Origin of the sequence: Cryobacterium sp. PAMC25264, assembly GCF_019443325.1 — a bacterium.
Taxonomy (GTDB): domain Bacteria; phylum Actinomycetota; class Actinomycetes; order Actinomycetales; family Microbacteriaceae; genus Cryobacterium.
Genome location: NZ_CP080383.1, coordinates 1,876,229 through 1,898,107 on the forward strand (window position 1 = coordinate 1,876,229; position 21,879 = coordinate 1,898,107).

The 21,879-nt window shown below is 68.0% G+C and carries 26 protein-coding genes; 3 read left to right on the top strand and 23 right to left on the bottom strand.

The genetic code is table 11. The features are described 5' to 3' along the window. Window positions 1-28: 28 nt before the first annotated feature. From KY500_RS08615 to rpsB, 5 genes are all read right to left on the bottom strand, one after another. Window positions 29-1,009 (bottom strand): phosphatidate cytidylyltransferase, encoded by a 981-nt coding sequence (locus tag KY500_RS08615; protein WP_084021410.1) that lies wholly within the window; start codon window positions 1,007-1,009, stop codon window positions 29-31. A gap of 14 nt (window positions 1,010-1,023) precedes the next feature. After that, window positions 1,024-1,578 (bottom strand): ribosome recycling factor, encoded by a 555-nt coding sequence (frr, locus tag KY500_RS08620; protein ID WP_219903101.1) that lies wholly within the window; start codon window positions 1,576-1,578, stop codon window positions 1,024-1,026. A 31-nt stretch (window positions 1,579-1,609) separates the two neighbouring features. After that, window positions 1,610-2,326 (bottom strand): UMP kinase, encoded by a 717-nt coding sequence (pyrH, locus tag KY500_RS08625; protein WP_066596110.1) that lies wholly within the window; start codon window positions 2,324-2,326, stop codon window positions 1,610-1,612. Window positions 2,327-2,493: 167 nt separating this feature from the next. After that, entirely contained in the window at window positions 2,494-3,321 is an 828-nt protein-coding gene (gene tsf, locus KY500_RS08630; RefSeq protein ID WP_066596112.1) for a translation elongation factor Ts, read from the bottom strand. An 11-nt stretch (window positions 3,322-3,332) separates the two neighbouring features. Next, window positions 3,333-4,271, bottom strand: coding sequence for a 30S ribosomal protein S2 (gene rpsB, locus KY500_RS08635; RefSeq protein ID WP_066596114.1), 939 nt, complete (start codon window positions 4,269-4,271; stop codon window positions 3,333-3,335). A gap of 312 nt (window positions 4,272-4,583) precedes the next feature. Between rpsB and KY500_RS08640 the strand changes: the two genes are divergently transcribed. Beyond that, the gene (locus KY500_RS08640; RefSeq protein WP_219903102.1) at window positions 4,584-5,420 is read left to right on the top strand and encodes a M23 family metallopeptidase; all 837 of its coding nucleotides are present in this window, start codon (window positions 4,584-4,586) and stop codon (window positions 5,418-5,420) included. Between the two features lie 122 nt (window positions 5,421-5,542). On the opposite strand, the gene KY500_RS08645 is transcribed toward KY500_RS08640, so the two are convergent. The 6 genes from KY500_RS08645 to KY500_RS08670 form a co-directional block, all read right to left on the bottom strand. Then, complete coding sequence (locus KY500_RS08645) at window positions 5,543-6,472, bottom strand: tyrosine recombinase XerC (protein ID WP_219903103.1); 930 nt, start codon at window positions 6,470-6,472, stop codon at window positions 5,543-5,545. 74 nt (window positions 6,473-6,546) lie between these two features. Next, on the bottom strand, window positions 6,547-7,572 hold the full coding sequence (locus KY500_RS08650) for a phosphodiesterase (RefSeq protein ID WP_255579885.1): 1,026 nt from the start codon (window positions 7,570-7,572) through the stop codon (window positions 6,547-6,549). Between the two features lie 247 nt (window positions 7,573-7,819). Then, on the bottom strand, window positions 7,820-9,166 hold the full coding sequence (gene dprA, locus KY500_RS08655) for a DNA-processing protein DprA (protein WP_219903104.1): 1,347 nt from the start codon (window positions 9,164-9,166) through the stop codon (window positions 7,820-7,822). Further along, window positions 9,163-10,695 (bottom strand): YifB family Mg chelatase-like AAA ATPase, encoded by a 1,533-nt coding sequence (locus tag KY500_RS08660; RefSeq protein WP_219903105.1) that lies wholly within the window; start codon window positions 10,693-10,695, stop codon window positions 9,163-9,165. Before KY500_RS08660 ends, dprA begins: the two co-directional genes overlap by 4 nt. Then, window positions 10,695-11,051 (bottom strand): YraN family protein, encoded by a 357-nt coding sequence (locus KY500_RS08665; RefSeq protein ID WP_219903106.1) that lies wholly within the window; start codon window positions 11,049-11,051, stop codon window positions 10,695-10,697. The genes KY500_RS08660 and KY500_RS08665 overlap by 1 nt, the downstream gene beginning before the upstream one ends. A gap of 123 nt (window positions 11,052-11,174) precedes the next feature. Further along, on the bottom strand, window positions 11,175-11,699 hold the full coding sequence (locus tag KY500_RS08670; protein WP_219903107.1) for a DUF1269 domain-containing protein: 525 nt from the start codon (window positions 11,697-11,699) through the stop codon (window positions 11,175-11,177). A 141-nt stretch (window positions 11,700-11,840) separates the two neighbouring features. On the opposite strand from KY500_RS08670, the gene KY500_RS08675 reads away from it, so the two are divergent. Further along, complete coding sequence (locus KY500_RS08675) at window positions 11,841-12,293, top strand: nitroreductase/quinone reductase family protein (protein ID WP_219903108.1); 453 nt, start codon at window positions 11,841-11,843, stop codon at window positions 12,291-12,293. Window positions 12,294-12,308: 15 nt separating this feature from the next. Here the strand turns inward: KY500_RS08675 and KY500_RS08680 are convergent, their stop codons facing one another. From KY500_RS08680 to rpsP, 11 genes are all read right to left on the bottom strand, one after another. After that, complete coding sequence (locus KY500_RS08680; RefSeq protein ID WP_219903109.1) at window positions 12,309-13,433, bottom strand: dipeptidase; 1,125 nt, start codon at window positions 13,431-13,433, stop codon at window positions 12,309-12,311. Between the two features lie 37 nt (window positions 13,434-13,470). After that, window positions 13,471-13,794, bottom strand: coding sequence for a DUF2469 family protein (locus KY500_RS08685; RefSeq protein WP_066596196.1), 324 nt, complete (start codon window positions 13,792-13,794; stop codon window positions 13,471-13,473). 25 nt (window positions 13,795-13,819) lie between these two features. Next, window positions 13,820-14,464, bottom strand: coding sequence for a ribonuclease HII (locus KY500_RS08690; protein ID WP_219903366.1), 645 nt, complete (start codon window positions 14,462-14,464; stop codon window positions 13,820-13,822). A 16-nt stretch (window positions 14,465-14,480) separates the two neighbouring features. After that, window positions 14,481-15,227: a signal peptidase I gene (gene lepB / locus KY500_RS08695; protein ID WP_219903110.1), complete on the bottom strand. Its 747-nt coding sequence runs from the start codon at window positions 15,225-15,227 to the stop codon at window positions 14,481-14,483. A gap of 118 nt (window positions 15,228-15,345) precedes the next feature. Then, complete coding sequence (gene rplS, locus KY500_RS08700) at window positions 15,346-15,690, bottom strand: 50S ribosomal protein L19 (protein ID WP_066596200.1); 345 nt, start codon at window positions 15,688-15,690, stop codon at window positions 15,346-15,348. Window positions 15,691-15,904: 214 nt separating this feature from the next. Beyond that, entirely contained in the window at window positions 15,905-16,438 is a 534-nt protein-coding gene (locus KY500_RS08705) for a hypothetical protein (RefSeq protein ID WP_219903111.1), read from the bottom strand. A gap of 10 nt (window positions 16,439-16,448) precedes the next feature. Further along, window positions 16,449-17,258, bottom strand: a complete 810-nt coding sequence (trmD, locus tag KY500_RS08710; protein WP_219903112.1) for a tRNA (guanosine(37)-N1)-methyltransferase TrmD — start codon at window positions 17,256-17,258, stop codon at window positions 16,449-16,451. A 10-nt stretch (window positions 17,259-17,268) separates the two neighbouring features. Next, window positions 17,269-18,123 carry a formate/nitrite transporter family protein gene (locus tag KY500_RS08715; RefSeq protein WP_219903113.1) on the bottom strand — a complete coding sequence of 285 codons (855 nt, stop codon included), beginning with the start codon at window positions 18,121-18,123 and terminating at the stop codon, window positions 17,269-17,271. Window positions 18,124-18,216: 93 nt separating this feature from the next. Next, the gene (gene rimM / locus KY500_RS08720; RefSeq protein ID WP_219903114.1) at window positions 18,217-18,825 is read right to left on the bottom strand and encodes a ribosome maturation factor RimM; all 609 of its coding nucleotides are present in this window, start codon (window positions 18,823-18,825) and stop codon (window positions 18,217-18,219) included. Between the two features lie 22 nt (window positions 18,826-18,847). Continuing rightward, window positions 18,848-19,084 (bottom strand): RNA-binding protein, encoded by a 237-nt coding sequence (locus KY500_RS08725; protein WP_066596208.1) that lies wholly within the window; start codon window positions 19,082-19,084, stop codon window positions 18,848-18,850. A gap of 2 nt (window positions 19,085-19,086) precedes the next feature. After that, complete coding sequence (rpsP, locus tag KY500_RS08730; protein WP_066596210.1) at window positions 19,087-19,503, bottom strand: 30S ribosomal protein S16; 417 nt, start codon at window positions 19,501-19,503, stop codon at window positions 19,087-19,089. Between the two features lie 331 nt (window positions 19,504-19,834). Between rpsP and KY500_RS08735 the strand changes: the two genes are divergently transcribed. After that, window positions 19,835-20,971, top strand: coding sequence for a glutamate--cysteine ligase (locus tag KY500_RS08735; RefSeq protein WP_219903367.1), 1,137 nt, complete (start codon window positions 19,835-19,837; stop codon window positions 20,969-20,971). Between the two features lie 72 nt (window positions 20,972-21,043). Here the strand turns inward: KY500_RS08735 and KY500_RS08740 are convergent, their stop codons facing one another. Beyond that, on the bottom strand, window positions 21,044-21,832 hold the full coding sequence (locus tag KY500_RS08740; protein ID WP_219903115.1) for an LLM class F420-dependent oxidoreductase: 789 nt from the start codon (window positions 21,830-21,832) through the stop codon (window positions 21,044-21,046). Window positions 21,833-21,879 lie beyond the last annotated feature (47 nt).

Below are 21,879 nucleotides of genomic sequence, written 5' to 3' on the forward strand. Positions count from 1 at the left end.
GAGGGGCCGGCTGTCGAAAGCGACCCGGTCACGCGAAAATCAGGTACAGGGCGTAAGCCGCGGCGGCGGACGGAAGGATCGAGTCGAGGCGGTCGAGGAAGCCGCCGTGTCCGGGCAGCCACGAGCTCATGTCCTTGATGCCCAGATCCCGTTTGATGAGCGATTCGGCGAGGTCGCCGAACGTCGCGGTGATCAGGATCACGGTGCCGAAGATCGGGCCGAACCACCAGGGTTCGTCGAGCATGAAGATGGCCAGGAGGATACCCACGACCATGCAGACGATGGCCGCGCCTGCGAAGCCTTCCCAGGTCTTCTTCGGGCTGATGGTGGGCACCATGCGGTGCTTGCCGAAGGACAGGCCGGCGGCGTACGCGGCGGTGTCGGCCGAGATGACCAGGAGCAGGAACGCGAGGGTCCACCACTGGCCGCCCTCCTGGGTGACCAGGAGCACCGCGAAGCTGGCCAGGAAAACGACGTAGACCTGGATCAGGAATCCGCCACCGATATCGCCGAGCACGATCTTGGCTGGCGCCCGGTGCGCCGGAAGCACGAGCATGGCCACCCGCCACAGTGCGATGAATGCGATGCCGCCCAGGGTCGCCAGCCATTGCCCGGCGGCATCCCCGTAGAAGGCGGCGGGCACCACGGCGACCGCAGAGATGAGCACCGGAATGCGCGGGACGTTCCGGCCGCCGTGCCGCAGGGCCTGGGCGAGTTCGAACGAGGTGAAGCCCACGATGACGAAGGCGACGATCATGAAGAGTTCTTTGATGAAGATCAGACTCACCAGCATCGACCCGCCCAGCACGAGCCCGATCAGGGTCGCGAGGATCAGGTTGCGCCCGGTGCGGGCCTCGATGCGCTCATTCGTTGCGTCGAGCTGGGCCTTGGTCGCCTGCACCTGCCGCTCGATGTCGGCCTTCGTGGACTGCACCTGCGCCCGGAACTCGGCCCGGGATGCGCCGCGTCCCCGGTGAGGTGGCTTGGTGGGCCCTGGATCGTCCGTCATCACACTGCCCTCCCCTAGATGGCGAGGAGCTCGGCTTCCTTGCGCTTGAGAGCGTCGTCGATCTGGTCGATGTGCGTCTTGGTGATCTGCTCGAGTTCCTTCTCCGCGCGGGCCACGTCGTCGTCGCCGACCTCGCTCTTGAGAGCGTCGAGGTCGTCCTTGGCCTTGCGGCGGAGGTTCCGCACGGACACCTTGGCGTCCTCACCCTTGGTCTTGACGATCTTGACGTACTCCTTGCGGCGGTCGTTCGTCAGCTCGGGCAGCGAGGCCCGGATGACGATACCGTCGTTGCCGAGGTTGGCACCGAGGTTCGGGGTGTCCCGGATGGCGTTCTCGATGTCGCGCAGGGCGCTCTTGTCGTACGGCGTGATCAGGAGCGTGCGAGCTTCCTGGTTCTGCAGCGACGCGAGCTGTCCCAGCGGGGTCGGGGTGCCGTAGTAGTCGACCAGGATCTTCTGGAACATTTGGGGGTTTGCGCGACCCGTACGCACGGTGGCGAAGTCCTCTTTCGCGGACTCGACGGCCTTGGTCATGCGCTGAGTGGTGTCGGACAGGACATCCGTAATCACGGTGACTCCTTCTTCGGTGGCTTCAATAATCCTAGTTGGAGACGAGGGTTCCCAGTTCGGCGCCCAGGATGGCGGCCGTCACGTTTCCGTGCGGCGCCATTCCGAATACCCGCATGGGCATGCTGTTGTCCATGCACAGGCTGAAGGCCGTCGAGTCGACGACCTTGAGTCCGCGCTGGAGCGCATCCTGGTAGGTGATGCTGTGGATCTTGTGCGCGTCGGGGTTGGTGCGAGGGTCGTCGGAGTAGACCCCGTCGACACCGTTCTTGGCGACCAGCACAACCTCGGCGCCGATCTCCAGGGCACGCTGGGCGGCGACGGTGTCGGTGGAGAAGTAGGGCAGTCCGGCGCCGGCGCCGAAAATGACGACGCGGCCCTTCTCGAGGTGACGCTCCGCGCGGCGCGGGATGTACGGCTCGGCCACCTGGGTCATGGCGATGGCGGACTGGACGCGGGTCTCAGCGCCGGCCTGCTCGAGGAAGTCCTGCAGGGCCAGGGCATTCATGACGGTACCGAGCATGCCCATGTAGTCTGCGCGGCCGCGGTCCATGCCGCGCTGAGAGAGTTCGGCGCCACGGAAGAAGTTGCCGCCGCCGACCACGATCGCGATCTCGACGGTCTGTGCCGCCTCGGCGATCTCGCGGGCCAGGCCGCTGATGACGTCGGGATTGACGCCGAGGCTCCCGGCCCCGAATGCTTCGCCCGATAGCTTGAGGAGGACCCTGCGCTTCTTACCCGTGTCTGACATGCCCGTGAGCGTCCTTCCGTTGTGACCTGCTTCTAAAACTACCGGTACCAGCCCGGTTGGGGGCACACGCCGCCGGTGTGGGGTGTTGCTGTAGGCACAGAAAAGGAGACCGGATTGCCTGGGCGACCCGATCTCCTCCTCGTGGTGCTACGTGGTGCGTGTGCTGGTTACGCGCCGACCTTGAAACGGGCGAAGCCCGAGATGGTCAGGCCCGCGTCAGCGACGACCTTGGCCACGGACAGCTTGTTGTCCTTGGCGTAGTCCTGCTCGAGCAGGGCGACCTGCTTGAAGTAGGCGTTGATGCGTCCTTCGACGATCTTGGGCAGCGCGGCGGCCGGCTTGCCCTCGTTCTCGCTGATCTCGGTGACGATGCGACGCTCGGCCTCGACGGCTTCTGCGGGAACGTCTTCGCGAGCCAGGTACTCCGGGTTCGCGAACGAGATGTGCTGGGCGATGCTGCGAGCGGTCGCGGCATCCTCACCGGCGTAGCCCAGGACCACGCCGACCTGCGGGGGCAGGTCCTTGCTGGTCTTGTGCAGGTAAATCTCGAAGTTCTCACCGGTGACGGCTGCGACGCGGCGAAGTTCGAACTTCTCGCCGATGATCGCGGCTTCGCCGTTGATGAGGTCTCCGACGGTCTGCCCGTCGGCCGGAGCGGCAAGCGCCTCGGTGACGTTCGTGGCGCCGGCTGCGGAAACCGCATCCAGGACCTTCTCGGAGAGAGCGCCGAACTTCTCGCCCTTGGCGACGAAGTCGGTCTCGCAGGCGAGCTCCAGCAGGTACGCGGTGTTGCCGATCACCTTGGCGGCGACGAGGCCCTCAGAGGTGGAGCGGTCAGCGCGCTTGGCGTTGCCCTTTGCACCCTTGAGACGCAGGATCTCGACCGCGCGCTCGATGTCGCCATCGGCTTCGACGAGTGCGTTCTTGGTGTCGACCATGCCGGTGCCGAGGCGCTCGCGCAGGATCTTGACGGATTCGAGGTTGAAGTTTGCCATACCTGTTGTCCTTACTTGGTGTCGGCTACGGGAGCGTCGGCTGCAACCTCTTCGGTTGCGGCTTCGGCCGCTGCGGGCTCTGCTGCTTCGGTCTCAGCGACGGGCGCTTCTTCTGCAACCTGCTCGGTGGCGACGGTTTCGTCGGCGACCTTCTCGGTGTCAGCGGAGGACTGCTCGGGCGTGGTCTCGGCCGGAGCTGCGAGCAGCTCGGCTTCCCAGGCGGCGAGGGGCTCGACTTCGGCGCCCTCTTCCGGCTTCTGGTGACGCTGGATGAGGCCCTCGGCAGCGGCGTCCGCGATGATGCGGGTCAAGAGGCCCACGGAGCGGATGGCGTCGTCGTTACCCGGGATCGGGTACTGCACGTCGTCGGGGTCGCAGTTGGTGTCCAGGATCGCGATGACGGGGATGCCGAGCTTGCGCGCCTCGTCGATGGCGAGGTGCTCCTTGTTGGTGTCGACAACCCAGAGCGCGGACGGCGTCTTGGTCAGGTTGCGGATTCCGCCGAGGCTCTTGTGCAGCTTGACGAGCTCGCGCTTCTTGATGAGCATTTCCTTCTTCGTGAAACCGCTCTTGGCGGTGTCCTCGAAGTCGAGCTCTTCGAGCTCTTTCATGCGAGCCAGACGCTTGGAAACGGTCTGGAAGTTGGTGAGGAGGCCACCGAGCCAGCGCTGGTTGACGTAGGGCTGGCCGACACGCGTCGCCTGCTCCGAAATCGATTCCTGCGCCTGCTTCTTGGTGCCGACGAAAAGGATGGTGCCGCCGTGGGCGACGGTCTCCTTGACGAAGTCATAGGCCTTGTCAACGAACCCGAGCGACTGCTGCAGGTCGATGATGTAGATGCCGGAACGCTCGGTGAAGATGAATCGCTTCATCTTCGGGTTCCAACGGCGGGTCTGGTGCCCGAAGTGCACGCCGCTGTCGAGCAGCTGGCGAATGGTTACGACGGCCATGAGCCGTACTCCTTATCTGACGAATCTGCGCAGCAGAAAACGCCCATCGGTTTGTGTCGTGATCGGATGACCACTACTCCTGGTGCCCGGCGCACAACCCGCCCGTCTTCTTGCGAAGTCAGGACCGAATGGGTGTGTTGGCCGAATGGGCACGCGTAGTCAGCGCACAAAGCGCTGCTCAGAGAACTCTAGCACCAGCCCGGCCCCGTTCGCCGCCATGCGGCACTCCTCCACACCGCCGAGCGCCGAGCCGGTCTGCACCGTTCGCTCGCTGCGTGCGCGCCCGGGCGTGAATACCCCGAGGGTCGGGGCATGACATCATCCAGCCATCCTCGCTTCTCGGGTGATCCCCGTCGCGGCCGCCGAGGCTTCGAGCGCCTTCCCCGTCGCGACCGCCCTCGCCTCGGCAGCCTTCCCCATCACGCCCCCAATCGGTTCTGGAGCCTCACCCGCCGGGTTCTGCTGGTGGCCGCGACCACCCTCGCTCTCATCGTCGGCGGCCCCGCCCCGGGATCACCAGCGGCCCGCGCGGAGCGTCCCACGCCCGGTCCAGGCTCCCCCTCCGCTTCCTCGTCGGTCGCTCCGGCCGACGCAGTACGCCCGCCGGCGCCCGGCGCTCGTTCCGCTCCCTCCTCGGTCGCTGCGCCCGACGCAGTGCCCCTGCCCGAACCCGCCGGAGCCCCGGCAGCCGCACCGGCAGCCACGCCCCTGGTGGTCTGGACCTGGCCGGTCGGACCGCCGCGCGATCAGCTCCGCCCCTTCGAAGCTCCGAGCAGCCGCTTTGCCGCCGGGCACCGCGGCATCGATCTGGTGGCCCTGGCCGGGTCGCCTGTGCGCGCCCCGGCCGACGGAGTCGTCTCCTTCGCCGGCACCGTGGTCGACCGGCCGGTGCTGTCGATCCAGCACGGCGAAGACCTGATCTCGAGTTTCGAACCGGTATCGGCCACCGTGGCCACGGGCGAGCGGGTGCGGGCGGGGCAGGTGGTGGGCATTGTGGCATCGGGGGCGCACTGCTCGGATCGCTGCGTGCACTTCGGGGTGCGCCGGCACGGTCAGTACATCTCGCCGGTGCTGTTCCTCGGCGGAATCGCGCGGGCCATCCTCCTCCCCCTGCCGCCGACCGGTCCAATCCCCCACCCTCCCCGCTGACCCTCCACCCCTCCACCCCACCACCCCTGCCGCGAACTGTGACTTAAGCACCGAAAACGTCGGGTTTTGGGTGCTCAGCTCACAGTTCGCGGGCGGGGCGGGGCGGGGCGGGGCGGGGCGGGTCAGGCCCGGGGGTGGGCGAGGCGGTAGCTCTGCTGCAGACGCTCCGCCGAGACGTGGGTGTAGATCTGGGTGGTGCCGAGGCTCGCGTGCCCGAGCATCTCCTGCACGGCGCGCAGGTCGGCGCCACCGTCGAGCAGGTGGGTGGCCGCCGTGTGCCGCAGGGCATGCGGGCCGGCCGGTCCGGTGCCGGGCATCGACTCGAGGAGCGCGGCGACGGTCCGGTACACGGCGCGCACTCCCAGACGCTGCCGGTGCCGGCCGAGGAACAGCGCCGTGGTGGACCCGGTTCCGGCCGGAGCAGCGGCAGCGGCAGCGGCAAGGGCCGGCCGCGCGGTATTCAGGTAGCGCAGCAACGCCTTCTGCGCCGGCACCCCGAACGGCACGACTCGCTCCTTGCTACCCTTACCCGTCACGCGCACGGTCAACCGGGACAGGTCCACGTCGCCCACATCCAGCCCGACCAGTTCGGACACCCGCAGCGCCGAGGCGTACAGCAACTCGATGACGGCCAGGTCCCGAATCGCGGCCGGGTCCCCCGTGTCCGCGGCGAGCTGGAGCCGGTCAAGGAGCTCCTGCATCTGGGTGCGGTTGATCACTCGAGGCAGGGTTCGGCCGGGCTTCGGCGAGCGCAGCCTTACCGCGGGGTCGCTGGCCAGGGTGCCCTCTCGGGTCAGCCAGGCGGTGAAGCCGCGAGCGGACGCGGAGCGGCGGGCGATCGTGGCGCGAGCCAAGCCTGCCTCGGTCCCGGTCCATAGCCAGTCGCGCAGTAGCTCGAGGCCGATTTCGTGGACCTCGGTCGCTCCGCGGTCCTCAGCGAAGGTCGCCAGCCCGGCCAGGTCCGCCCCATAGGCACGCACGGTGTTGGCGGAGAACCCCCGCTCCGTCGTGAGGTAGCGAGCGAAGGCATCGATCGCCCGGTCCAGGTGCATGCTTCCAGCATCCCCTGCCCGGACCCGGATCGCGGCAGCGACGCGGGAATCCACGGGCGGGCATCCGCTCGGGGTCAGACCGTGTGCCGGGAGAACGCCTCAAGGCGGTCGGGTGCGCTGAGCGCCTCCATCCGCGCCAGGTAGGCGGGATCGAAGCGGGTGACCACGTCGAACGCGCCCAGCGGAACCGTCGAGTGCACCACCTGGTCGGCATAGACGTGCACGAGATTGATCGACTGTCCACCGTCCACGCCGGTGAGCTGTCGGGGCGGGGCGGCCACGTCGATCGTGTAACAGGTGGCCGCCGCGACCGAGACCGGGATCCCGGCGAACAGCCCGGTGGTGGCGTAGTGCAGATGGCCGCCGAGGATCGCGCGTACGTCGGTGCCCTCCAGGACCCGGGCGAGGGCGGCTTGTTCGCGGAGTTCCAGGATCGTCATCAGAGGCAGCGCCGTGGGCACCGGCGGGTGGTGCAGCGCGAGCAGGGAGCCGTGTTCGGCGGGTTGGCTCAGTACCTCCGCCAGCCAGTCGAGCTGCCCGGCGGTGATCTCACCGTGGTGGTACCCGGGCACCGTCGTGTCCAGTGTGATGAGCCTCAGGCCGTTCAGGTCGACCACGGCGTCAACGGGAGCGTCGTGGGCCTCGACTCGCAGCAGCTCGGTGCGGAACGCCTGGCGCTCGTCGTGGTTGCCCATCACCCAGACCAGTTCGGCACCCATCCTCTCGGTTGAGACTTCGACGATGTCGCGCACGCGGCGGTAGGCATCCGGTTCGCCACGGTCGGCGATGTCACCCGTGAAGACCAGCGCGTCGATCGGAAGCCCGGACGCCTCCAGCTGTGCCATCGCCTGGTGGACCGTGCTGTCGGTGTCGACGGCGTCGTAGAGGAGTCGTCCCGAGCCGTCGGACGCGGCACCGAGGAAGTGGGTGTCGCTGAGGTGGGCGATGAGGTGGGTGGCGGCCGGGTACTGCCCCAGTTGAGCTACGGCACTGTCGTCACGCTCGGTGGTGTGATCGGACGAACGCCCGGCGGGGCTCGGCCCGGGTTGCGCTGGTGCCGGCGCTGACATCTGCGCGTTGGTCGGTGTGGTGTCCGTCATCGGCTGGCCCCTCGCCCTCTCGGCTGATCCGGCGCGTGATGCGCCACGGTCTCCCTATCACCCTAAACGCCCCCACCGACCTCCCCGGCGGCCGCACGCGCAGCCGTGCCCGCCGCCGCACCCGGAACTGGCCACGATCCGGACATCTGGTCCCGGTGTGCCGGGACCAGATGTCCGGACGAGGAACAGTTGTCAGGAGGAGTGCTGCGGGGAGGTCACGCAGGGACCTCGAGGAGCGAGAGGCCGCTCAGGTGACCCGCACCCAGCCGGTGGCGCGCTCCCGCACGGACCCCTCCAGATCGAGGGTGCCGAGGGCGCCGAGCACCGCGGCCGTCGAGAGCCCGGACCGCCGGGCGAGCTCGGTCGGCACGCGTGGCGCCCGAACGCTCAGAGCGTCGAAGACCCGGATCTGATCGCTCGTGCGCTCCCGCGGCCCGGCACCGTCCACAGCTCCGCCCGCGCCGGGGAGGTCGAGCTCAAGATCGACCCCCACTCCGATCAGCTCGGCCATCTCGGCGGCCGTGGTCACGCAGATGGCGTCGTAGTCGCGCAGCAGTCGGTGACAGCCGGCGGAGGTGGGCGAGGTGACGGGCCCGGGTACGGCTCCGAGCGGGCGTCCGAGGGCGGCAGCGTGTCCGGCCGTGTTGAGCGACCCAGAACGCCAGCCGGCCTCCAATACCACCGTGGCCTGGCTTGCCGCGGCGATGAGTCTGTTTCGTTGCAGGAACCTCCATTTTGTGGGGGCCGCCCCGCACGGCAGCTCGCTCATCACCGCCCCTGCTTCCACGATGCGGGTGAGAAGGGCGTCGTGTCCGCTCGGGTAGAAGCGGTCGACTCCCCCGGCCAGAAACGCCACGGTGGTTCCGTTGCTGGCCAGAGCCGAGCGGTGTGCCATGCCGTCGATGCCGTAGGCGGCGCCGGAGACGATGGCCAGACCGCGGTCGACCAGACCAGCGGCGGCCTCCATGGCCACGTGTTCGCCGTACCCGGTGGCCGCTCGAGCGCCGACCAGGGCGATCGAATGGCGGAGCGCGGCCAGGGCCTCTGGGCGTCCGCGCCACCACAGGGCCAGCGGGGCATGCCGCTCCAGGTCGTCGACGCCGCCAGGCCAGAGCAGGTCGCCCGGCAGCAGGAGGGTGGTGTGGGTGCGTCGGGCCTGCTGCAGGGACCGGATCACCTCGGCGGACGACAGCCGGGGGCGCCAGCGGGCCAGCGCCAGCGACAGCTCCCCGAGCAGGCCGGCCGGGTCTCCAGCCCCGTTCTCGTCGACGCCGACCGCGAGGCTGTCCGACAGCCGCTCAGGCGGCCAGGCCTCCACGACGGCGGTCAGCGCCCGCACCGCCCCGAGCCGCTCGACGACGGCTCCTGCCACGCCGTCGCCTGGCTCGGCGATGGTGGACCACGCTGCGCGCGCGAAGAGCTCGGCGTCGAGCGCGAGCGCGGTTTCGGCCGCCGGGCCGGTCCTGTCCCCCGCGGCCTGGGCCGGGGGCGAGGCTGCGGACTGCGTTGGGGCGGATGCGTCCGGGGCGGCGCCGGGGCGCACACCGTCGGCCAAGGACCGCACGAGTTTCTCCTCCAGACCGAACAGGTTCATGACGCCATTCCCTTCCGCAGGTAGAGCGCCTGCCCCACTTCGTCGGCTCCCGGCCGGGAGACTCCGGTCAAGTCCGCTATCGACCAGGCGACCCGCAGCACCCGGTCGTAGCCGCGCATGGTGATGCCGCCGCGCTCCAACGCCCGGTCGAGCAGGGCCGTGACGGAGCCGGCCAGGCGCGTCTGGCGCCCGCGCAACCACGGCCCCGTCGCCTCGGAGTTGAGGGTCCACGGGGTGTCCTTCAGCCGCTCCGCCGCCGCGGCCCGTGCGGCGACCACCCGGTCCCGCGCCAGGGCGCTGGAGAGCCGCCCGCCATCGGCCGACAGGCGGAGTTCGGCGGCGCTCACCCGCTTGACGGCGAGCTGGATGTCGATGCGGTCCAGCAGGGGCCCGGAGAGGCGTGCAAGATAACGCCGCCGCGAGTTCGGGGCGCAGCTGCAGTCGTCCCCCGTGCCGTACTGGCCGCACGGGCACGGGTTGGCCGCCAGCACCAGCTGGAACCGTGCCGGGAAATGCGCGACCGAATTGGCACGGTGGATGCTGATCCGGCCGGACTCCAGCGGCTGGCGTAGCGCGTCGAGCACGGCCGCGGCGAATTCTGGTGCCTCATCGAGGAAGAGCACCCCGTGCGAAGCGCGCGCAGCGGCGCCCGGGCGGATCTGGCCGCTGCCGCCACCCACCATGGCCGCCGCGGTGATGGTGTGGTGCGGCGCCTCCAACGGCGGCCGGGTGATCAAGGACCGCCCCACTGGCCGGCCGCTCAACGACCGCAGCGAACTCACCTCGAGGGAGGCGGCCGGACCCAGGTCGGGAAGCAGGCCCGGTAGCCGGGCGGCGAGCATGGTCTTGCCGGCTCCGGGCGGGCCGAGCATGAACACATGGTGGCCGCCCGCGGCCGCCACCTGCAGCGCGAGGATGGCTTCGTCGTTGCCCACCACATCGATGAGGTCCAGCGACTCGTCGACGCTGTCTTCCTCTGCCGGTTGCGTCAGCACGTCCACAGCAATCGGCTCCAACCGCGCACCGTGCCAGATCAGGGCGTCCCGGAGTGAGGCGACACCGATCACCCGGATGCCCGGAACGAGCGCCGCCTCGTCGCAGTTGCCGGCCGGTACCATCACGGTGCGGTAGCCCGAACGGGCCGCGGCGATCACTGCCGGCAGCATTCCCGGGGTGGGCCGGAGCCTCCCGTCGAGGGCAAGCTCGCCGATGTGCAGCACCGCGCCCACGGATTCGGCCGGCACGACGCCATCCGCGGCGAGACACGCCACGGCTATGGCGAGGTCGAACCCCGAGCCGTGCTTACGCAGCGCGGCCGGCGACAGGTTCACCGTGAGCTTGTGCGGGTTCAGCGCGCAGCCGGAGTTCTTGGCCGCCGCCCGCACCCGCTCCGCGGCCTCGGCCAGCGCCGCGTCGGGCAGCCCGATGAGGCGGAGGCCGGGCAACTGGCTCGAGATATCGGCTTCCACCTCGACGATCGATCCGGCCAGCCCGATCAACGCCACCGACCGGGTGCGTGCCAGCCCCATCAGAACACGCCCTCGAGGTGCTCCACGACGGGTTCATGGCCGGCCCGGGCAATCACTCCGATGACGTCGATGCGAATCCGGCGGGCCCGAAGCCCGGACTGCTCACACCAGGCCCCGGCCAACCGTCGCAACCGGGCCAGCTTGGCCACCGTGATCGCCTCAAACGGATGCCCGTATCCAGTGCCCGAACGAGTTTTGACCTCGACGAACACGATGTCGCCGTCCTTGGCCACCACCAGGTCTATCTCGCCCTGGCTGCACCTCCAGTTGCGCTCCAGCAGCGTGTAGCCCGCCCGAGCCAGGTAATCCGCCGCGCAGTCCTCACCGCGCCGGCCCACTTCGTCTTTGCGTGCCACGAGCACCTCCGCCACCAGGGTGCGCAGGTGCCCGTTCGTCGCGGGGTGCCGGGACGCAGAGTGTGCAGACGTGGAGCAACGCGGGGCCTGTGGAGGACGGGCGCGGGTCGCCGGTCAGGCCGTTCAGTTGGTGTCGTTGCTGGCCTGCTGCTGCAACTCTGCCGATGCCCGGTCCAGTTCCTTGTCGAGCTCCTTGGCGTCCACCTTGAGCTCCTTCTGGATGTGCTTCTGGGCCACAAGACCGGCTTTGCGGAATTCTTCCTCCAGGCGGTCCTTGCCCACCACGATGAGCGCCGCCTCACCGGAGTCGAGCATCTCACCGAGTTCCTTGAGATCTCCACGGTCCAGGCTCCGCCAGAAGTGCCCGACGATGCTGCCGGCCGCGCCGCCCACGATGGCCGTACCGATGATTGACGGCGGGAAGAGGAGCCCAAGAACGGCGCCCGCGGCCACACCGGTCCACCCGGCGTGCTTACTGGTCTTGCGGCGCACCTGCACGGTGCCGTCGGCCTCCTTGGTCGCGACGGCGGCGTCATAGGTGCCGATGACCTTGTCGGAGTGCAGCTCGCGCACCACCTCGAGATCGGCCTCGGCCGTGGCCGTGTCGGGGTAGACGCCGAGGTAGAGGAAGACGGAATCGTCAGACATGGGAACTCCTTGCTCGTAGGGGACGGCTGGATGGTTCGGGCGAGGGCGGGCGACCTGATCTGCGCGTCCGCTCAGCGCTCGATGCGGAAGCTACTCACCCCCCGCCCGGGTGTCAACCACCTGCGGTCGTAGGCTGGTCGCATGACGAGGACTCTGGCCCACCGTTCGACCGATCTGATGATGCGCGTGATGAACGCTGCCCACCGGTCGCTGGTGGTGCTCTCCCGCGGCCGGTTGGGCTGGAAGATCGGCCCCATGCCGGTCGTGGAGCTCCACACGACGGGCCGGAAGAGCGGCGTCCGCAGATCCACCATGCTCACGGCGCCGGTCTACGAACCGGACAAAGTGGTGTTGATCGCGTCCAAGGGCGGCGACGAACGGCATCCGTACTGGTACCTCAACCTGGTCGCCGACCCGAACGTGGAACTCACCGAGAACGGGGTGACGCGCCCGATGCGGGCGCGCACCGCCGGCGAGGCCGAAAAGGCGCAGCTGTGGCCCCGCATCGTGCGAGCCAATCCCGGCTACGCCGGCTACCAGCGCAAGACCAGCCGCGACATCCCCGTCGTCATCTGCGAGCCACGCACGCCGTAAGCGGGTGCGGGCCGCTCACACGGTGAGGGCGGTGGTTGTCGAAGCTCCCCCGGCGAAGGCCGCGTCCGTGGCGCGCAACACCCGGAGGACGTTCGCGCCGGCCAGGGCGGCGAGGGCGGCGGCGTTCCATCCTCGACCGGCCAGTTCGGCAAGCAGGGCCGGGTAGCCGTCCACTCCCTCCAGCTGCTCGGGAAACTCGTCGGTACCGTCGAAGTCGCCGCCGAGCCCGATGTGGCGGATGCCGGCCACCGCCCGCGCATGCTCCACGTGGTCCGCCACCTGAGCGAGCGTCACCCTCGGGGCCGGTCCGCTCTGATCGCCGTCGAACCAGGCGGCGTACTCGGCCGAGACGAACTGGGGCACGAACGTGACCATGAGCACGCCGTCGTTGCCGGCCAAGCGTGCGAGCACGTCGTCCGGCACGTTGCGCGGATGCGGCGTGACACCGTGACAGCAGCTGTGGCTGAAAATCACCGGGGCGCTCGTCACGTCCAGCGCGGCATGCGCGGTGGCCGGGGAGACATGCGAGAGGTCGACGAGTAACCCCAGGCGGTTCAGTTCCCGGATGTACTCCACGCCACGGGCGGTGAGCCCGCCGTGCACCGGCTCGTCGGTGCCGGAGTCGGCCCAGCTGGTGTTGTGCACATGGGTGAGGGTGAGGTACCGCACGCCGAGCCGGGCGAGCATCCGCAGCACACCGGGCGAATCGTTCAGGCAATGGGCGCCCTCGGCGCCGAGCAGGGAGGCGATACGCCCACCGGCCCGCGCGGCCTCGACACCGGCCGCGCTCGTGGCGATCGCGAAGGTGTCCGGGTACCGGGCGGCGAGCCGGTAGACCCAGTCGATCTGCTCCAGAGCGCCTTGCACGGCGGCGGCGCCCTCGAGGGTGTCCTCCACGTACACCGACCAGAACTGTCCGCCCACCCGGCCCGCACGCAGCCGGTCGATGTCGGTGTCGGTCTCCAACGCCCCGTCCAGGCCTTCGACGGAGTAACCGCGGTTCTCGCGGCATTCCCAGGCCCAGTCGTTGTGCCCGTCGATGAGCGGAGCAAGTTCGAGGGCCGCATCCACGGCGGCCTGGGCCTCCGCGCTGGAAACACTGTGGGCGGGGATGCTGCCTGGGGTGCTGCGCGCGTTCATCCGCACACGCTAGCAGCCGGGCGACCGGCCGGGGTGGTTACTCGTCGAGTGCGAGTTCCTTGGGCAGTTCGAATTCCTTCGACGCGAGTTCTTCCACGTTGACGTCCTTGAACGTGAGCACCCGCACCGATTTCACGAACCGGTCGGAGCGGTAGACGTCCCAGACCCAGACATCCTTCATGGTCAGTTCGAAGTAGAAATCGTGTTCGGTATCGCGCCGCACCAACTCGACTTCGTTGGCCAGGTAGAACCGGCGCTCGGTTTCCACGACGTACTGGAACTGCCCCACAACGTCTCGATACTCGCGGTATAGGGCCAACTCGACCTCGCGGTCGTAGTCCTCGAACTCGTCTTCTTCCATGGTGAGACAATCCTACGCGCTACAGCTACCCCGCGATTTTGAGCCAGCTCAACCTGTGGTGCTCGCTGGCGCCGAGCGTGCCGAGTGCGGCCATGTGCTCGGCGCTGCCGTAACCCTTGTTTCCCGACCAGCCGTAGCCGGGGGTGCCGAGGTCGGCCGCAATCATGAGCCTGTCGCGGTGCACCTTGGCGATCACGGATGCCGCCGACACGGACGCGCAATCCTGGTCGGCCTTGATGCGGGTCACGACCGACAGCGGTGTGGCGAGGGCCTTGTTCAACCAGTCGTCGTTGCCGTCCAGCAGGACCACCCCGCCGAGGATGTCCACTTCGGCGGCGTGCAGCTGGGCCAGGGCGCGCTTACCCGCCAGCCCGAGAGCGGCGATGATGCCGTGGGTGTCGACTTCCTGAGCCGAGGCGAGCCCGACGGCGCTGTGCCGCACCCAGGCCGCGGCCAGCGGGGCGAGCAGCTCCCGGCGGGATTCGCTGAGCAGTTTGGAGTCCCGCAGCCCCACGGGAAAGGCGCCCACATCGGCCGTGACGACGGCCACGCCGACGGCCACGGGCCCGGCGAGGGCGCCCCGGCCGACCTCGTCACACCCGATCACACAGGTGGCTCCGGCGGCCAGCATGGCCAGCTCCACGTCCAGGGTGGGCTCGACAACGGCCATCATCATGACTGGTGCGTCACTCTTCGGCGTCCTCGACCCCGCGGAAGACCTCGGGGTAGTCGTCCAGCCAGCTCCACCGGTTCAGCGGCCAGCTGATCACCAGGGCGCGGCCCACGACGTTGTCCAGCGGCACGAAACCCTTGCCGGGGGCGGTGGGGTGATACCGCGAGTCGAGCGAGTCGTAGCGGTTGTCGCCCATCACCCAGAGCGAGTTCTTGGGTACGACGACGTCGAAGGCGTCCTTGGACACGCTCGTCTGGCCGACCGGAAGCAAGGCATACGGTTCGTTCAGGGGGACGTCGTTGACGCTCATCTGCCCCAGGGTGTTACAGCAGACCACGTGGTCGCCAGGTAGGCCGATGACTCTCTTGATCAGATGATCGTTGCTGTCGGGTGCGGACAGGCCGACAACCGCCAGGGTCCAATCGAGGGCCGCGACGATGGGATTCTGCTCGATGGGCGCCTGGGGCGGCAGCCATCCGCCCGGGTCTCTGAAGACCACTACGTCACCGCGGGAGACCGGGATGAGATCGGGTTCGAGCTGGTTCACGATGATGCGGTCGTTGACCAGCAGCGTGCTCTCCATCGACCCTGAGGGGATGTAGAACGAGCGCACGAGAAAGGTCTTGATCAGGAACGAGATGAGCAAGGCCACCACGAAGATGATCAAGAGGTCGCGAAGGAAGATCGCGATGCCGCGCTTCTTGCGCGACGAATCTGGTTCCAGGCGATGCGATCGCGAGGGCAGAGTGTTGTCTGTCATTTAACCGCCTGAGCTCCTCGCCCAGTTTAGCGGGGAGGAGCTCAGGGGGAAATCCAGCGTGCTGCGAAAACGCTCAGGGTTGAGTCAAGCGACGCAGCACCGCCGGTTCGCGGGATGTTTAGTCGCGCTTTTCCTTGATCTTGGCCTTCTTGCCACGCAGACCACGGAGGTAGTACAGCTTCGCGCGACGCACGTCGCCACGGGTGACGACCTCGATGTGGTCGATCACCGGGGAGTGCACCGGGAAGGTACGCTCGACGCCGACCTGGAAGCTGACCTTGCGGACGCAGAAGGTCTCGCGGACGCCTTCACCGGAGCGGCCGATGACAACACCCTGGAAGACCTGGACACGCGAGCGTGCGCCTTCAACGATGTTGACGTGGACCTTGACGGTGTCGCCGGCGCGGAACTCGGGGATGTCTGAACGCAGTGAAGGCGCGTCGACCTGGTCGAGAATATGCATGTTCTTCGCTCTCTGTACCCGCCACAGGTCGAGGACGTTTTAGTGGCGCCCCGCCCGCTCACATGCTGTGAGTTGGTGGCGACCAATTGAGTGTGTGCGTGCCGATATGAATGCAGCTCCCTGTGGCAGAGACATGCCGCGGCACAAACGCTTATTCTGCCACTAAACGGGGCCACACGCCAAAAGCATCCCTGGTGAGCGGCGCGCGGGGAGCTCAGCGTTCGTCGTGCTTCTCCTGGATGATGATCACGCTCGGGTCTGCCGGTGCGGTGTCCGGTCGCGACGCTGCAGGATTCGTCATGGTGGGGAATGAGGGCGACCCGGCCGGAACGCTACCGAACCTGGCGGTCTCGTCGATGTACACCAGGGCCTCGCGTACGCGCTTGCGGGCGGCGTCGAAGAGCTCCCAGAGCGCGAACCAGAACGCCGCCACCCCAACGAGGACCACAAGGACCGACAACCACGGGGCCGTCTCGGCGTAGATCCCCATCAGCACGATCAGCACGTGCCAGACGGTGAGAACGCCCACGTCGGCCCAGGACACGGTCTTGTCCAGCCGCACCTCCCGGCGGGCGAGGAAGAGCAGGCTCACCACCAGCAGGCCGAACCCGATGGCGATGGCTCCGAAGGTGGCTCCGAGCACTTGCCAGGCCGTGCTGCCGAAAATCGACGCGGCGACCATGAGCCAGAGCGGAAGCGCGACAACGGCCACGAACTGCCAGTAGTAGAAGACCCTGCGGAGAATCACAGTGCCCAGATTACCCGCGGGAGCCCCTGCGAGTCGTGGAGTTCGCTGCGGGCAGAAGTGCGCCGTCTGCTGACGGCTCGGCAGGCAGCAGGTCGGGGCGGACCAGGCGGGTGCGCTCGATCTGCTGCTCACGGCGCCAGGCCGCGATCGCGCCGTGGTTGCCGCTCAGCAGTACGGGGGGCACATCCAGCCCGCGCCAGCTGGACGGCTTGGTGTAGCTGGGGTACTCGAGTAGGCCGTCCTCGTGGGATTCCTCGACGAGGCTCTCCGGGTTGCCGACGACGCCGGGGATGAGGCGGCCGATCGCCTCGATCATGGCCATCACGGCTACCTCTCCCCCGTTGAGCACGTAGTCGCCCAGGCTCACCAGACGCACCCGGCCCCGCGTGGCGAAGTGGTCCACCACACGCTGGTCGATGCCCTCGTACCGACCGCAGCCGAAGACCAAGTGTGGTTCGAACGCGAGCTCACGGGCCATCGCCTGCGTGAACTGCTCGCCCGCCGGCGACGGGAAGATCAGGACGGGGCCGGTGTCGCCGGCCGGCGCATCCATCGACTCGGTGTCGGAGCCCGCCGCCGTGTTGAGCGGCGACCGGTCCAGGATGCTGTCCAGGGCCTCACCCCATGGCTCCGGCTTCATCACCATGCCGGCGCCGCCGCCGTAGGGCGTGTCGTCGACGGTGTTGTGTCGGTCGTGGGTGAAGTCGCGCAGATTGTGCACGGAGAGGTCGATCAGGCCGGCCTGACGGGCGCGGCCGAGGAGGGAGATGTCCAGCACACCGAAGAACTCCGGAAAAATACTGACGATGTCGATGCGCATAGGAGCCAGTCTACGAGTGGGCGCCGGTGAGCTCCGGCGCGGCCTGGGTGTCCTCGTCATGCTCGGAGGCGGCCCGGTTGACGGTCTTGCGGTGCGAGAAGTAGAGCGGCAGCGCGGTGAAGAGCACGGCGCCCAGGAAGTTACCGATGAGGACGGGACCGGTGTTCCAGCCCCACCACTGACCGAAGCTGATGTGTGCCCCGAGCAGCATGCCGGCCGGGATGACGAACATGTTCACAACAGCGTGCTCGAGGCCGAGGCCGAAGAACGTGAGCACGGGCAGCCACATGCCGAGGATCTTGCCCGCCGCCGAGGTGGACGTGTAGAACATGATCGTGCCGAGCGCGACCATCCAGTTGCAGAGCATGGCCTTGACCACCACAACAAGGATGCCGCCGGCGCCGACGGCCTCGTAGGGCAGCACCTTGTGCTCGGCCAGGTGGATGATGGCCTGGATCATCGGGTCGGTGGTGTCGGTGCCGAGGTAGGTGATGACGCCGACGTAGAGCACGGCGTACAGGCCGGCTCCGAAGATGTGCGCTGGGATGACGACGGCGAAGTTCTTCGCGGCCTTCGCGATGGTGGTGCGCCCCTCGAGGACGGCGAGCGGAATGAGAGCGAAGCTGCCGGTGACTAGTTCGAGGCCGAGCATGAGGATCACGCAGAACCCCACCGGGAAGACGAGCGCACCGACGATCGGCAGCCCGGTTTGCGCGGCCGCGGTGAGGGCCAGGGTCGTGGCGGCCCCGAGGATTGCGCCGGACAGGGTGCCGCGCAGGAACATCTGCTTGGCGGTGAGGTTGGTCTTGACGACCCCGGAGTGAACGAGTTGATCGATCAGCTGGTCGGGTTTCACGTAGGACATGCGACGGTACTCCTCTTCAACGGCCGCGATCTCTACGAACGTGAAGTAGGTGTGGCGCGGCGCGCCTCTCCCCGTGAATTGGCCGAGGCGCGTCTATGCGTCCTGGCCGTCGGGAGTCGGCGTCGCTGCCGGTTCATCGGTGTCCGGTTCCTCCGGGAGCTCTTCGAGCAGTCCGGGAGGAGGTGTGATCGTGATGATGCCCGTTTTGACGTCGACGGAGGGAACGATCGCCTTGACGAAGGGGATCATCACCTCGCCGGCGGCGGTCTTCACGATGAGAAGGTCCTGCGCAGGCAGGTGTTCAAGGCGGGTCAGCGTGCCGATCTGCACCCCGTCGCGCACGACGGCGAGGCCGACCAGCTGGTGGTCGTACCAGGCGTCTTCCTCGTCGGTCTGCTCGGTCGGGTCCTGATCGATCCAGAGGATCGCCTTGGCCAGGGTCTCCGCGGCCTCGCGGTCGGGAACATCCTTGAAGAACCCGACGGCGTGCTGGTTGTACCAGCGCAATTCGACGAGCTCGATGGTCTTGCCGTGCCAGGGGGAACTGGTCGGCACCTGGAGGGTGAACACGGCGCCCGGGACGAAACGTCGTCCCGGGTCGTCCGTGAACAGCTCCAGCTTGATGGCGCCCTTGAGGCCATGGGCCTTGGTGAGGCGCCCCACCCGCAGTTGGGTGGCCGGGGTCGTGCTGTCGTCGCTCATGAGGGGCTAGTCACAACCCGTTTCAGAAGTCCGTGTCGACAACGTCGACCCGCACGCGCTTGCCATCGGCCAGTGCGGCCACGAGAGTGCGCAGCGCCTTGGCGGTGCGACCGGCGCGGCCGATCACCCGGCCGAGGTCCTCGGGGTTCACACGAACCTCGAGCACCTCACCACGGGGTGAGTTCTGGGCTACAACATGCACGTCGTCCGGGTGATCAACGATCCCCTTGACGAGGTGCTCAAGCGCGGGAGCGAGCAAAATTACGCCTTGTCCTCTTCGGTTGCTTCAACAGCAACGTCTTCGGTCGGGGCCTTGGCCGCGGGCTTCTCGGCCTTGGGCTTGAGAACCGGCTTCTTCTTCTCGTCGGCGACGAAGGCAGCCTTGGGCTCCTTGATCTTGACGGTGGAGACGGCGTTCTTGTCGCCCTTGAAGATTCCCCAGTCGCCGGTCAGCTTGAGCAACGCCGCGACCTGCTCGGTCGGCTGTGCGCCGACGGAGAGCCAGTACTGGGCACGCTCGGACTTGACCTCGATGACCGAAGGTTCCTGCGTGGGGTGGTAGATGCCGATCTCTTCGATGACACGACCATCGCGCTTGGTGCGCGAGTCGGCGACAACGATGCGGTAGTACGGCGCACGAATCTTGCCCATGCGCTTCAGACGGATTTTGACAGCCACAATTCTCCTGTGATTTAGATGTTTGGCGAACTGACAGCCGTGAGCGTGGGGGCACACTCGGCACAAGCTCAATAAGGTTCGTGCTGCGCCGGATTAGAGGGTCGGGCGCAACGGAACTCGACTAATCATTGTGTCAGACATCGACCACTTTGTGATAATCGAGTTCCGCCGGAGGCTCTGCGGCAGATGACGTTGTGCAGCGCGGCGCGCGGCGGTCGCACCGATTAGCTGTCAGGATTGTGCCACATCGCCCCGCCCTGGGGCTCGGAACGTGAAGGAAAGCACCGTGAGCAGCCAGACCGTGGACGGCGACCCCTTGGGCGGCGAACCCGTGCGCATCGACTTCGCCCGCTCCGAACGCTCGACCGTCGGCATCGAGTGGGAACTGGCCCTCGTCGACCGCGAGACGGGCGACCTCGTGTCGATCGCCGACGAGGTCCTGGAGGCCCTGAAAGGCCCGGATGGCGCTGCCCACCCGCACATCACCGGGGAACTGCTCCTGAACACCGTGGAGCTCGTCTCCGGGGTGCACCAGACGGTGGCCGGCGCCGTCGCCGACGTCGCCGGGCAGGTCGCCGAGGTGCGTGCCATCACCGACCCGCGCGGCGTGGACCCGATCTGCAGCGGCTCGCATCCGTTCGGCCAGTGGTTCGATCAACAGGTCACCGACAAGGAGCGCTACCACAAGCTCATCGACCGCACTCAGTGGTGGGGCCGCAACATGATGATCTGGGGCATCCACGTGCATGTGGGCATCGAGGACCGCGACAAGGTCATCCCCATTCTCAACGGCTTGCTCAGCTTCGTCCCGCACCTGCAGGCGCTGAGCGCGTCGAGCCCGTTCTGGGCCGGGGTGAACACCGGCTACGCCTCCAACCGGGCCCAGATGTTCCAGCAGCTTCCCACCGCGGGGCTACCGTGGCGTCTTGAGGACTGGGCCGCGTGGGAGGCCTATGTGCACGACCTCACGCTGACCGGGATCATCGAGGACGCCACCGAGGTGCGCTGGGACATCCGCCCGTCGCCGCGCTGGGGCACCATCGAGGTGCGCGCCTGCGACGGGGTGTCCACGGTCGAGGAACTCGGCGCCATCGCCGCGCTCATCCAGTGCCTGGTGGAGTGGATGTCGAGCGAGATCGACGAGGATCGTCCGGTTCCTACGATGCAACCGTGGTTTGTGCGGGAGAACAAGTGGCGCGCCGCCCGCTACGGGCTTGCCGCCGAGATCATCGTGGGCTCCAACGGCTCCCAGCGCATGGTCACCGACGAGGTCCGCCGGCTCGTCGAGGTGCTCACCCCCACGGCCGAACGCCTGGGCTGCCTGCCGGAACTGCGACAGCTGCACCTGATCCTCGACCACGGTGCGAGCTACCAGCGGCAGCTCGCCGTGGCCGCAAGACACAACGGCAGCCTGCCCGCCGTCGTTGCCTCCCTCAGCCGCGAACTCCGCGAGGGCCTCCTCCCCTGAGCCCGCGAACTGTGAGAAAAGCCCCAAGAATCCGGGATTCTTGGGGCTTTTCTCACACCTCGTGAGGGGAGGTCAGGCGTTCTTGGCGTTCCGCCAGGCCAGCCAGTCCTCAACCGGGGCGAGGTCGTAGTCGGGGCCGGAGATGCCCAGGGTGAACAGGGTGGTGCCCAGGGCGTGCAGCTCGTCGGCCTCCTCTGTGGTGCGACCGCGGAGCTCTGTGGAGATCTCGATCTCGCCGATGTCGCGGCCCACGGTGTCACACCAGGTGCCGAGAACACCGAGCTTGTGGGTGAGCACGTCGGGGGTGGAGAACGAGTGCCAGATGTCGGCGTGCTGCGCCACGATGCGCAGGGTCTTCTTCTCGCCGCCGCCGCCGATGAGCACGGGGATATCGCGCACGGGTGCCGGGTTCAGCTTGCCCCAGCGCTCTTCGATGCGGGGCAGGTTCGAGGCGAGGGAGTCCAGCCGGCGTCCCACGGTGCCGAAGTCGTAGCCGTACTCGTCGTAGTCGCGCTCGAACCAGCCGGAGCCCGTGCCGAAGATGAACCGGCCGCCGCTGATGTGGTCGATGGTGCGCGCCATGTCGGCCTGGAGGTCGGCGTTGCGGTAGCTGTTGCAGTTGACCAGTGCGCCCATCTCGATGACGCTGGTCTGCTCCGCCCACGCGGCGAGCAGCGTCCAGGACTCGAAGTGCTTGCCGGCCGGGTCGCCGGACAACGGGTAGAAGTGGTCCCAGTTGAAGGCGATGTCCACACCGAGCGCCTCGACGGCGGCAACGGTGTTCCGGATCGACGTGTAGTCGGCGTGCTGGGGGGCGATCTGTACGCCGAGGCGCACGGGGCGGGGCTGGGGAGAGGTCATTGGAAAATCCTAATCCCCACCCGCGCCCGCGTGCGCGTGCGCGTGCG